This is a genomic window from Ruegeria sp. CDSB114 (assembly GCF_059611025.1).
In genome coordinates, this window is sequence record NZ_JBXWOT010000004.1 from 68,150 (window position 1) to 80,617 (window position 12,468).

The following is a 12,468-nucleotide window of genomic DNA, read 5'->3' on the forward strand; positions in this document are numbered from 1 at the left end:
CAGCAGGGTGCCGAATGTCTCTTATGGGCCGTCTAGGAAAACAACCCTGTGGCTCTAAATTTCAAAAGCTTCCGCGATGGCCAATGTGTCCTCCAACTCTAGGCCAGGATACCGTACCGTCCTATCCATTTTCGTATGTCCAGGCAAAAGTCGCTTATTGCGCAGATTGTCAATGTTTCTGCAGATCTGAGTAACCTTGGTTCACCTCTTAGAATGCGTTCCGTTGGTGCTCGCCTCGAGGTTTATGGGCTTCACCCATTCCCGGACAATCCGCACATACTGGCGGGTCGAGACGAGCGGGCGCTCATGAATAGCCGAAATTAACATGCCCGTCGTTTGCTAATGTCACTAATACTCTTAAGGTGAATGGAGCCTTAGGAGGCCTTAATGAAAAACCTAATTTTGATCTCGGTCTTGGCCGCTACTAGTACTGCGACCAGTGCCGAGGAGCAACGCATCGAGCTTAATAATTTCTATCCGCTTTCTCAGGAAAACTTTGACCTTGGTGATCATATTTTTCACATCGCCGACAACAAAGGAGGATTTGAAGTTATCGAAGGTCCTGTTGACGGCGGGCTTGCTCGATGCCTTGGATCGGGGTTCGGTTACCAAGATGGGACCAACTCAATCTCGGGAATATGCATTTTTGGTGAGGGCGAAGACACTTTCACGATGCGTTGGAAAGCAGGTGAAAAAGGCGCGGCAAACTCTTGGGAAATTATCGTCGGAACCGGGCGCTATGATGGGATGACTGGCGAGGGCATAGCCACGACGGACATTGTGTCGATGTACCAAGCACTACCTTTGAGGCGAACCCACATAGTAGGAACCGTGGAAATCCCTGAGTGAAATGTTGTCCCTGAGTTTATGACGGGTAGGGCCGTTGGATTGATCGTGGGAAGCAGGGCATGGGAAAACGTTACTGTTGCTCCAATGTTCGGTAGGTGATGGCGTCAGACATCATACACATCACAGAGAGCAGCATTTCGCGGTTGCCGACGCAATGTAAGCCGTCCCAACAAAGCGCTCTTACTTCGAGGCCTTGAGTTGTTCGTCCAGATCAGAGAACGATGCGGCCCAGAATTCTGCCAGGAACGCTGAAACCTCCTGTTCTGAGATTTCCGACCTATTGCCCTCGGCATCCGTCGCTTGACCCATTGTGTATCGCAAGTCGGTGCCAGAGTTCGTTTGCGTCAGCTGATATGTCTCGGGCAAGCTCACCCCGGTGCGCGCCGGGTCTTGGATGCAGGTCGAGAAATAGTCGAACGGTTCCCAATCAGTGATGCGATAGAAAAAGTCCGCCAGTTCGTGAGAGCAATGATATCCCGACCCGTTGCCGAGGCGCCCTTGCGGGCTGTCGACGGTGATTTCCTGTACACGGTTCATCCATTTCAGCTTTAGTTCCGGCGCGACCAACGCCTCCCAGACGACCGCAATTGGGGCATCGAAATGATGGAGGAACGTCCAAACTCCGTCTTCCTTGGTCAAGAAATGGCGTTCGCGGTTGGCACGCAAACGTTCCCAAGATTTAGCCAAATCGTAGACCATCATCGAAACCTCGCCAAAATGTTCGATGTCCTGTGAAAACGGTTCCACTATACCTTTGATATCCATGGCATTTGCAGCAGCTTCGCTGAACAGCGCGTAACTGCGCACACCGGTGGCTTCAGCAACGTTCGTCTTGGCCATTCGGTGGACCAGAACAACGTCGGCGCCGGAAAAGTCTTTTACCGGGCCAAGTTGCATTTCTTCGAACTGGCCATGATGGGCGATAACCTTCAAATCCAGCCCTCCGACATTGGCACACGCGTTGCAGGTACAGGTTGTGTTGGCAATTATGTCCTGCCGACGAAGAGCAAATGCGTTGTAGAGATTCTCGCAGATGGTCAGGAAGGTCTCGCCGGAGGGGAAATCCTGCCGCGTCGAATATGCCAGAACGGCATCGCCTTCGGTTTTCCAGAAATGGAGCGGATCACCCACCTGTTCGACCAGTACGCCCAGCAAGGAATGCAAAATCGGATTAGCGTGATCCATTTCCGAAGTGGTCAAAAATTTTGTGTAGCCGGAAATGTCGGCGATCAACAGATATCCAGTTTGTGTTGACATGGCACGCTCCCCAAAAGAGTGTTTGGCGTGGTTATTTTGACCTACAAAGGGTTCAAAACCACTTTGGGTCCAAATGCGCCTTAGACGGTCATCATGGTGTGTAGGCTGGAGCTCAGACGGAAAGTTGCCGGTGAGAGCCCGAAGTGGTTACCAAGTTCCGCAAAACAGCCCCTAAATGGCGCCGCCGCTATAGCGACGTCACTACGCCCATCCGAGTTGTTTTAGAGAGTGCCCATCATTCCAGATTTTGGTCATTCGGGCGATCTTATCACCTTCAAATTCCATAACGTAGGCATAGTTGGTTGCGATTTCTTTGCCGGTGGCAGGAACTGGTCCACCTTCACCGGTTTGTTTGCCGCTGAATACTGCTGTGGCCGTTACGATGTTGCGTTCGTGATCAGTCGAGAATGAGGTGATGTCGTAACTGCCATCTGGGATTGGGGTCAAAATTCCGGCGGTCCAAGCTGTATAGCCTTCGATTGTCGAGATATCGGCCAATGCGTCGGCTTCACATGTAAAAGCGGCACCGTCCTGACAGTATGACTTGCAGACGTTCCAGCCTTTGCCTGTTTCGCATGCATCAAAGAAGGCCATGGCCGTTTCGGAAATACTCATCGTGTTTCTCCTATCCCTGTTTCACTAGCGTCCAGCACGTCGTTGCTTTCAATTCCGTCTGGATGGGATAGTTTTAGAACATTTATTTTAAAAAATCAATTTTAAAATAAATGAGGGATGAACTTCACTCGCGAATTTCCCTCATGATCAAGTCGTAAAAATTTGGTATCACGTGCTTTTTTTCGTCGTGCCGCCCATACAAGACGGTCCCGTGAACGCAAAAAACCACAAAGCTTGCAAGCTGCGCCGTGTCCTTCTCCGCCCCGATGTCTCCATCCGCCTGGGCATTACGAAGAGCGGTTTCAACCAATGACTCGACTTCTGCGCAGAACGCGCCCACTTGCTTTGCGGCCTCAGGACTTATCACATGCTTTTGTGCAAGGTGGTTCATCATCAGGCAGCCCTTGTATTCCGACTTGGCGGCCCCCAAAAAAACGTTTCGGAGAAACATTTCGACGCCTTCTAAGTTAGGGTTGTCGATCAAAATACGATAGCGCGGCCCGATAACATGATCGCGGTAATGATCCAAAGCTGCTGAGAACAATCCTTCCTTGTCTCCAAACTCCTTGTACATGCTGGCCGTGTTCAGCCCGGTTTCGCAGACAACGTCACTTATCGATGCAGCTTTGTAGCCGTTCTGCCAAAAAACACCCATGGCTTTTTCAACTACAGCTTCGCGTGAATATGATCTTGGTCTACCCATCGGAGCATATTAAAATGATCATTTAAAAATCGCAACACGTACCGTCTGAGCAAGATCATGAAAAACCGTTACGCAGGGTAGAATCTTCGTGAACTGCCACGTTTTGCATGGTGCGCTCTTAATTTCCAACTCGCAGGCAAGTAGTTGACTTGCTATTGCTCCGTGTAGTGAGAATGCTCCCGCATTTTCTCAAATTGACGTCAGGATTGACCGCCATTCTTATTGTTCAAACCAACTGCAGAAAATGCGCGGCTCAATTTTCGCATCCCAGCGCGGCCTTCAATGACCGGTTCGATGAAATTCGCTGAGAGGCAAAGTTCCGATGGTCGAACGAGCCTGCCCTGACCTAGACCATTTGCACGAGCAATGCTGCATGATTTACAGCCTGGTCGCGTATCCCCGAAAATGTGAATCCTGACGCGTTTAGGTATCTCTGTAACGAGCGTCGGCTCGCTCCCATTTCATTTGCCACGCATTGGACCGTTGGCCTACCGTCTCGTGCCAAACCGAGCCTTGGCTCGGGACTGAATGGACCACTCGTGGCGCGCTGATGTTCGCGTAATCTCCAACGTGGAAATTCGACCTATTTGAGTGCAAGGTAATTACGGGCTGCATTTGGAGGAATCCGTTTTGATGGAATCGAATTCTGACTCTGGGACTTCCTCAGAATACTCCATAGCGGTGGAGGGCTTTGATCTGGACGTCGCGAAGTCTGTCTTTTTCGGTAATTTCAGCGACGGGATCAATGCATGCGTAGAATGTTGTGATGTCCATTTGCAGGGCAATCCCCTGGCTTTGAACTGGATTGCATTGGACGGGCACTATGAGACCCGCGAATTTAAGCAGTTGCGCGACGAAGCTGCGCGTTTTGCCAATTTGCTTAAGGAACAAGGCATCCAACCCGGCGACATCGTGGCGGGTCTGTTGCCGCGCACCCCGGATCTTGTGACAGTTGTTCTAGGCGCCCTCCGGGCCGGTGCGGCCTACCAACCTTTGTTTACAGCCTTTGGGCCCAAGGCCATTCAGGACCGTTTGACCATGAGCGGCGCGAAGATGGTTGTGACTGACGCCGCGAACCGCAAAAAGCTCAACGGAGTGGAAGGTTGCCCGCCTGTCGCGATGATTGCAGACACGCGACAAGAGGTTGTTGGGGGAGACATTGATTTCCGCCGGGCAATGGCCTCGCAATCGCCTGAGTTCGTCCCGGTATTGCGGAACGGCGATGACCTGATGTTCATGATGGCGACATCTGGAACTACAGGTCCCGCAAAAGGAGTTCCCGTGCCCCTAAAGGCGCTGCCTGCCTTTCGATCGTACATGGTCGAAGGGATTGGCCTGCGGCATGAGGATGTATTCTGGAACATTGCCGATCCAGGCTGGGCCTATGGTCTATACTATGCGTTGATCGGCCCGCTACTGTTGGGTCATGCAACCACTCTGGTCGAGGGACCATTCACAGTGGACAATACATATGACGTGATTTCGAGATTGAATGTGACTAACTTTGCAGGCGCGCCTACTGCGTTTCGACTAATCATCGCCGCCGGAACCGAGCGCGCGTCACAGCTGCGCGATCAGATCCGGTGCATCAGCAGCGCAGGCGAGCCTCTAAACCCCGAAGTCATCCGCTGGTTCGAGACCGAACTGAATGCGCCGATTAAAGATCACTATGGGCAGACCGAAACGGGTATGCTGGTGAATAACCATCACGGGCTCGTACATCCGGTCCGTCCGGGATCGGCCGGCTATGTTATGCCGGGATACAGGGTCGAGGTTCTGGCCGAGGATGGCAGCATCGCCGATTTCAATGAGCCTGGTCAATTGGCCGTCAACACCGAGGATTCACCTCTCTTGTTCTTTAGCGGCTACCTGAACAAGGGCAACAAATCGATCGAGAACGGATACTATCTTACCGGGGACACTGTGGAGCGGGACGAACACGGATGTATCACTTTCGTAGGGCGGAACGACGACGTCATCACCTCTTCGGGGTATCGCATCGGACCGTTTGACGTTGAAAGCGCCCTGATCGAACACCCTTCTGTGACGGAGGCGGCAGTCGTAGGCGTGCCGGACAAGGAACGGACCGAAATAGTGAAAGCGGTGGTCGTACTGGCGGAAGGCACAGAAGGTAATGAGGAGTTAGCTGCAGAGCTGAAGGATTATGTAAAACAGCGCCTTTCTGCACACGCCTATCCTCGGCTTATCGAATTCGTTAAAGAACTGCCAAAGACACCCAGTGGCAAAATTCAAAGGTTCCTGCTCCGAGAAGCGAGTGTCGGCGCCACTTGATCTAGCCTCTCGAAGGCAAGCTTCGTCGTTCAACTACATGGCAATTCTACTGGGCAGCGAACGGCGACTTAGTCCCGCAAATGTGAGTTCGAACTGACCCAGAGTGTACCAGCGCGGCGAATGGTAGCTAACCGTTGCCATTGCTCATCCTCAGTCAATGCCAACGGCAAACCGGTTACGACAAAAAGCGCTGCGAGGAGCCACATCAAATACGTAATAATCATCGACCCGGTGACAACACGCTTGTTCAAACCAGTAATTGACCAATGCGGCTTCCGCAAACTCACCAAGTTGGGGATGGTCACTGAAATAGTACAAAAATCTCAACACGGCCTCGTTCTGTGCAGGCGTTAATTGGTCGAACTAGGACTTCCTGAACTCGTGCAGCATTTCTTTCGAAGTGCCGGGATTGAGTGCCAGCAGAATGCTTTCACTGGCATATTCTGGGCTGTTTGAGTTTCGTAGAGTCCAAAGCAGATACGCGGGCAAATAATACAGAAATGCCTTTGCGCTGAAAGCAGTGGGGGCGAAAGACTGTGTGGTCATCTCCGCAGCGAACAGCGTTGGCGCCCAATTGCTATCTCACTTACTATCACAATTGGGCACGTATTTCGTTAGAGTACTGCCTCTGCCACAATAGCCTGCGGGTTCATTTAGTATAGCAAGACTGTATACGGACACGTGTTTTCGTTTGCTGAAGATCAGCTTTGCCGCGCTTCTCAAACGCTACTAAGCCCGCTTTGTTTGGCGCAATCACTATGAGAAAGCGTTACCGCCCTGTCTAGCGTGTTTGTCGCGGTCGAACCAAACCAACGACAACTGTATCAAACCATTACCGTCCAGGGTCCACTCCTCCCAGCCCAATCGGCGAATAGGAGCATTATCACCCCTTTCGGGGCCGACGAGCATACCGGTAAAGAGAGCGTGGTTCCCTGATAAACGAAAATCATGCAGTAACACCGAAGAACCAGGAAAATCACGGAAGAACTGTGCTGCGTAATCCGATGCAATCGCTTCCCGACCTTGAATTGCTTTGCCGGAATTGAGCCGTGCTGCCCCATTTTCTGCGAAATGTGCGGCCACTTGCGCCGGATCATTGGAACTCCACGCAGCGGCATACGAAGAAGCTTTCTCCAGAGCATCAGCAAACAACATTGCGGTTGTCCCTTGTTCGAACATGCTCCCCCTTAGGTTCTCAAGATGAGCCCATGGAAATATCCTAGTCGCGTAAGTGCAATAAGTCAGCTGTGTCCGCATAGTGTTGGTTCGAGAGCGCTAAGATCATGGAGCCGCATCGAACGTCCGGTCTGGTGAAGCTACGCCGCGGCGCCCGGTTCCATTGGCAAAGTCCGGTTTGGGCGGCCCTCATCCCCGCGATCTGAGCCCTCCAATAAGATGCCGCGGTTGCTCCGATGGCGGCAACGAGCCCAAAGCAGAATCTTGAGAGTTAGTGGAAGGAGCACTCCGCCGTCACCACGGCGAAGTGCTGAATTGTGTGTGTCTAGCTGCCGTTCGTCGAGCGTGCGAAATCTTGTAGAACGGTAACTCACAGTCTGCGGACGAAATGAGCTTTCGCTGCAGCAACGCTTAATGGCTGGTTATTCGGGTCCCGGGCAATGATTAAACCACTGGTGCGCGAGGTAATATCATTTCTACTCATCAAAAGGCACTCGCAGGCTGGCTTTAACACGATCCACCACAACGGAGGTGGCAAACCGGCGAATGTTTGGGTTTTCGACAAAAACTTGCCGCGAGAAGCGGTCGTAATCGTTCATGTCTTTCACTAGCACAATCAGAATGAAGTCGGCATGGCCGGTGATGTAATAGCATTGCTGGACTTCCTCCAGCGCCAGCATGGAGCGCTTGAAGTCGTCCAAAAGGTCAACGCGTTCGCGTTCCAGCTCGACCTCAACAACGAATGTCATCAGTGCATTTGCCTTCTGGGGATTTATCTGGATGACCTCACGCTCGATGACACCAGTTTCATTTAACCGTTTCAGACGTCTCTGAACTGATGAGCGTGATGCTCCGATCCTATCAGCCAACGTATCTGTGGACAGGCGCGCATCATGTTGCAAAACCGACAGTATAGCACGGTCAGTTTGATCTAGAGGTGTGGTCACTTCGCGTCTCCTAGAGAAGTATTCTGATGCCAAAATATCCACCTATCAAATATATTCGGGCAAAATAGGTCATCTATTCCGGTTAACCTGTGTTCACCATAATAGAAGAACCTAAGCAGATGAACCATATACCAAAGCTATCAGAAACCTACATCGACCCTCACCCCTATCCCGTTGGCGTAGCTTATCAGGACGGGCAATACATTCCTATTTCAGAGGCAAAAATTTCCATCTTGGATTACGGGTTTTTGCACTCTGACGCGACGTATGACACGGTACATGTCTGGGATGGCGCTCTTCCGCCTCGAAGACCACATTGAACGGTTTCTCTCCGGCGTGGGTCGGTTGCGAATGGAACTGTCTGTGACCCCTGAAGACATTCGCCAGATACTGCACAACTGCGTCGCGCTGTCAGGGCATCGAAGAGCGTATGTCGAGATGGTCTGTACAAGAGGAGCAGCAAGCAACTTCAGCCGAGACCCGAGAGACGCAACGAACAGATTTCTTGCCTTCGCTGTGCCTTACGGTTCTGTTGCTAACGACGAACAAATGCGTCGTGGATTGAATATTACCATAACAGATACCACCCGGATTCCGTCTGGTAGCGTTGATCCTGAGATCAAAAATTACCACTGGCTCGATCTGATCGTGGGCTTGTTCGACGCCTACGACAAAGGCGGGGAGACGGCGCTGCTGGTGGATGCCGACGGAAATATATCAGAGGGGCCTGGTTTCAATGTGTTTTCTATCCGGAACGGTTCGTTGCTGACACCGGCTCACGGTGTTTTACCAGGGATTACGCGCCGTACCGTCATGGAGATTTGCGCAGCAAACAGCGTTCGTGTTCGAGAGGATGTTCTTTCACAGGAAAGCTTACGCGCCTCTGACGAGGTTTTTGTCACTTCGACAGCAGGTGGCATTATGCCGGTACTCGAATTGATGGGCGGCCAGTTGGAAACGGCGAGATTGGCCCAATGACCGAGCGGCTGAAAACAGTTTATTGGGAGTGGCACAAGGACGACCGCTTAATGGACACAGTGATCTATCCGAGCTGAATGAATATGACACTCGCAAAATTCTCTCAACATTCCCGTTATATTCAACATCGGTTGCTTGATCGAATCTCGGCGTGGGTGCGTTCGAATCTTTCGGGTGGCCCGGGTACAAAAACCTATGCTCTTGTCGCCGGAGCCGTCGTGTTGTGGGCGAGTTGGCCAGCGCTCGCAATTATGGTTCGCCCTGCGCCGCCGCTCTTGGTTTTAGGTGCGTCAGCGCTAATTGGCTTTTTTCTCTCCTTGTTGCTGGCTGTTCGTCAAAATGCATCACGCGCATTTGTATCCGTGCCGCTTAGGACGCTAATATTTGTCGCTGTCGGGTTGATGGGCAACAACGCATTCTACCTCGCAGCCATTGCGCGGATTGGACCTGCAGAGGCCAATGTCGTGCACTACCTCTGGCCGGTGTTCCTTGTGCTACTGGCGTCCATGTTGCATCGGCATTCGCCGTCTTTGCTTCAGGCGTTTGGAATAGCTTGCGGGTTTGTTGGTGTAGCAATTGCCCTGTTTCCCCAGATGGGTGGTAATCTCGATGTTATTGGGGTGTCGCTTGGTGCCTGTGGCGCTTTGACGTTTGCAGTCTATTCCGTAGGCCGTTCCCTTGCGAAAGTCGAAACGGATGTTGTCGGACCCTCCCTTGGGCTTGCAGGGATTGCTGCTTTGGTTGCGCATTTCATTCTCGAACCCTCCTACTGGCCGTCAACAGAGGAATGGTTTGCGTTCACACTCATGGGGATTGGACCTTTTACGGTTGCGAATATCTTGTGGGACAAAGCTACGCGTTCAGGTTCGGCGGCTACAATCTCTAGCTTGGCGTTTCTTACGCCCCTTGTTGCCATGGGGTTGCTGGCTGTATTCGGGCTAGGGAATGTGACCATGCCGACCATCGTTGGAGCGCTATTCGCAATCACTGGCGCTTTGTTAAGCTCAGGCTCAAAATGAAAGATGTAGGTTTCGCGTCACATACCACAGTTGCCTGATAACTGCCGTTCATGCTAACCACAGCATCCGTGACTGCGGGCTCGAACCGGTCATCTGAGTAGGTCATCGGGTCGGTTCAGACGGCATCAAGGTCGGCCTCGCGGACTTTGCTGACCTTGATGATTTTGACTCGAATGACTGCTTTTTTCTAACCAAGTGAAAAGATGCACCCAGAAATTTGGTGTTAGAAGCTAGGTTTGCTGGCTCTCCGTCGCTTGTGGCTGGATGAACAAAGTACGATTGCTTGCACTCAATTTCATGTGCGGCTCAGAGGAATTTGCCTCAATAACAGCACGCCTTAGTAGATCCGACACCTTTTAGAACCAATATCCATCCAAAGATCATCGAAACGGAATCCTTGCTTCTCCGATTGTCTCGATAAGCGGTGCTAAGTGAGATTCGTAGTTTCGCCATTTCTCCTTTGACGAGCTGTATAATGGCTGGCGCACTTGCTGAACACTTGCAGTGCGGACACGTCGTGCCCCTTTGTAAAACTCGAGACAACGATTATCCCACTCGAGGCCACAATATGCTATCAAGCGTCGCGCTTCGAACTCGATATCATCGATAAGGCTCTCATAGTGAATGGTGTGAAAGCTGCCGGCGGGGAGAACTTCCTTCCAATGCTGCATAACGCGCACATAGGCATTAAAGTATCGACCCAATTCGATCTGGTCGTAGCTGTGGAGCTGACTGCGCTGAAACACTCGGGTGAAGCAGGACAGACACGTATCTAGCGGATTGCGCGCGACATGCACGATCCGCGCATTGGGCATGATCGCATGAATCAGGCCAACCATCAGAAAGTTCGCAGGCATCTTATCAACGATATAAGGTTTACCAGGAGCGTGCGCATCGAGCCGCTGGACATATCGTTGGGCGCGTTTTGAAAGCTCCTGATCCGAGAGAGCCGCAATCAGACTTCCAGTTTTCTTGTTTCCACCGCGCAGTTGATCGGTGAAAAGTTTGTGCAAATAGTTAAGCTCTCCGGCTCCGAATACGTCTGGATGGCTGGCGAGGATCGACTCCGTCAACGTCGTTCCAGACCGCGGCATGCCAACAACAAAAATTGGTTGGCTGCTGTCCACCGAGCTCTGGTGAAGTTTTTCGAGCAGTTCCGGTGTAAAGGCCGTGATCAGGTCGTCTGCCGTTTCCTCGATTTGGTCGGCATCAAAATCGATAATGCTGCGCTTTATTGCAGCCCCTTTTGCAAAATGCTCAAAAGCGCTGTCGTAGCGCTTGAGGTCCTCATAGCATTTTCCCAATGCGTAGTGATACGATACCGATTGTTCAGGAAGCATCTTGTCGGCTTCAGGCAACGCAGCCACAAGACCCTGAAAATCAAGGTTGTCTTCGGTAACTTTATCCAACTTAACCAACGCGATCTGCGCGTTCAAACGCGCTTTGTCCCTTTCTGCGGCCTTGTTGAACCAGCTGCGGGCAGCGTCAAAATTGCCCTGCTCCATCTCCAGATGGCCCAATGCGATCATTGTGGCCGAGAAATCCGGTTTTAGCTCAAGGGTCTTCTCGTAGTTGGCAAAACCGGCCTCGAGGTCGCCAAGGTGCGATTTGCAAACGGCTATATAGTGATATGCAGGCGCGTGGCCGGGGTCTAAGTGCTGCGCTTTTTCTGCCTCGACAAGGGCAAGTTCATGCAGGTTTTTCTCGATCAGGACCTGCGCAAGCCCGACATAAGCTTCGGGCTTTTTTTCATCTAGCGAAATCGCATTTCGAAAACAGCATTCGGCTTCGTCCCATTCGCTCTGCAAAACGTGTAACCGTCCCCGATTGCGGTGCAACTCTGCGGAAATATACCCCTTGCCAAGACAGTCATCTGCAAAATCTCTAGCTTCTTCTAGCTCCTCAGCTTCTATCATTACAGAAATGAGATTGTTGACACTCTCGAGATAGTCCGGGCGCAAATCTAGCACCCTACGATAGAACGAGATTGCCCCTTCACTGTCCTCGTTGTCGCGCGCGATTGATCCAAGATTATTCAGCGCAGCAATCAGATCTGGATTAAGGGCCAGCGCTCTCTTCTGAGATGCCTCGGCTTCGGATAAATCACCTATATCGTAATAGGCAAGCCCAAGGTTTGAATGCGCATTTGCAACCCCCGGGGCAAGCTGGACTGCACGTTTGCCAACCCTGATTGCTTCTTCAGGTTTTCCGTTCGTGCGTAACACCTCGGTGAAATTCGACAGGAACCCAGCATTGTCCGGCTGCAATCGGATCGCTTCGCGCATAGCATTTTCAGCTGGCCCGCTTTGACCGGTTTGAAACGCAATTACGCCAAGCAGTTGATGCGCTGGCGCGTATTCGGGCGCAGCTTTGAGCACTTGGTTCAGAACATTGACAGCTTTATTCAAATGCCCTGTATCGTAGGCCTGAACTCCTTGGTTGTAAGCCTCACCGATGGATAATGTCTGGTTTTTAGGCATTCAAGTAGCTCCGGGCTGGCGCATGACAACAGCCTGATCTCAAGCGCCGTCAAGTCGCCACATTGTGTTGCAGTTTTCCTACGAATTTCCAACAGCAATAGGTCATCCTATGCAATGGAAAATTGGTAGATTGCATACATGTTAACGATTTA

General features: G+C 51.6%; 11 protein-coding genes. 4 read left to right on the plus strand and 7 right to left on the minus strand.

Translation table 11 applies throughout. The annotated features are described in order from the left end of the window. Positions 1-387 precede the first annotated feature (387 nt). The gene (locus tag AC2FIP_RS11760) at positions 388-849 is read left to right on the plus strand and encodes a hypothetical protein (protein ID WP_142640399.1); all 462 of its coding nucleotides are present in this window, start codon (positions 388-390) and stop codon (positions 847-849) included. Positions 850-1,029: 180 nt separating this feature from the next. On the opposite strand, the gene AC2FIP_RS11765 is transcribed toward AC2FIP_RS11760, so the two are convergent. The 3 genes from AC2FIP_RS11765 to AC2FIP_RS11775 form a co-directional block, all read right to left on the minus strand. Further along, a complete protein-coding gene (locus AC2FIP_RS11765) occupies positions 1,030-2,106 on the minus strand; it encodes a DUF2652 domain-containing protein (protein WP_496786511.1) in 1,077 nt (358 codons plus the stop codon). Positions 2,107-2,307: 201 nt separating this feature from the next. Beyond that, the gene (locus AC2FIP_RS11770; protein WP_496691956.1) at positions 2,308-2,721 is read right to left on the minus strand and encodes an ester cyclase; all 414 of its coding nucleotides are present in this window, start codon (positions 2,719-2,721) and stop codon (positions 2,308-2,310) included. Positions 2,722-2,845: 124 nt separating this feature from the next. After that, positions 2,846-3,376: a TetR/AcrR family transcriptional regulator gene (locus AC2FIP_RS11775; protein WP_496786513.1), complete on the minus strand. Its 531-nt coding sequence runs from the start codon at positions 3,374-3,376 to the stop codon at positions 2,846-2,848. 822 nt (positions 3,377-4,198) lie between these two features. On the opposite strand from AC2FIP_RS11775, the gene AC2FIP_RS11780 reads away from it, so the two are divergent. Next, positions 4,199-5,716, plus strand: coding sequence for an AMP-binding protein (locus AC2FIP_RS11780; protein WP_496786516.1), 1,518 nt, complete (start codon positions 4,199-4,201; stop codon positions 5,714-5,716). A 363-nt stretch (positions 5,717-6,079) separates the two neighbouring features. Here AC2FIP_RS11780 and AC2FIP_RS11785 read toward each other — a convergent pair whose 3' ends face one another. The 3 genes from AC2FIP_RS11785 to AC2FIP_RS11795 form a co-directional block, all read right to left on the minus strand. Then, positions 6,080-6,262 (minus strand): DUF6714 family protein, encoded by a 183-nt coding sequence (locus AC2FIP_RS11785; protein ID WP_496786518.1) that lies wholly within the window; start codon positions 6,260-6,262, stop codon positions 6,080-6,082. A 210-nt stretch (positions 6,263-6,472) separates the two neighbouring features. Beyond that, positions 6,473-6,871 carry a nuclear transport factor 2 family protein gene (locus AC2FIP_RS11790; RefSeq protein ID WP_496786519.1) on the minus strand — a complete coding sequence of 133 codons (399 nt, stop codon included), beginning with the start codon at positions 6,869-6,871 and terminating at the stop codon, positions 6,473-6,475. A gap of 497 nt (positions 6,872-7,368) precedes the next feature. Next, positions 7,369-7,839 carry an Lrp/AsnC family transcriptional regulator gene (locus AC2FIP_RS11795; RefSeq protein ID WP_496786521.1) on the minus strand — a complete coding sequence of 157 codons (471 nt, stop codon included), beginning with the start codon at positions 7,837-7,839 and terminating at the stop codon, positions 7,369-7,371. Positions 7,840-8,118: 279 nt separating this feature from the next. Between AC2FIP_RS11795 and AC2FIP_RS11800 the strand changes: the two genes are divergently transcribed. Both AC2FIP_RS11800 and AC2FIP_RS11805 read left to right on the plus strand, forming a co-directional pair. Then, a complete protein-coding gene (locus AC2FIP_RS11800) occupies positions 8,119-8,817 on the plus strand; it encodes an aminotransferase class IV (protein WP_496786523.1) in 699 nt (232 codons plus the stop codon). Positions 8,818-8,900: 83 nt separating this feature from the next. Next, the gene (locus AC2FIP_RS11805; RefSeq protein WP_496786525.1) at positions 8,901-9,836 is read left to right on the plus strand and encodes a DMT family transporter; all 936 of its coding nucleotides are present in this window, start codon (positions 8,901-8,903) and stop codon (positions 9,834-9,836) included. Positions 9,837-10,216: 380 nt separating this feature from the next. Here the strand turns inward: AC2FIP_RS11805 and AC2FIP_RS11810 are convergent, their stop codons facing one another. After that, entirely contained in the window at positions 10,217-12,316 is a 2,100-nt protein-coding gene (locus AC2FIP_RS11810) for a tetratricopeptide repeat-containing sulfotransferase family protein (RefSeq protein ID WP_496702563.1), read from the minus strand. Between the last annotated feature and the right edge of the window lie 152 nt (positions 12,317-12,468).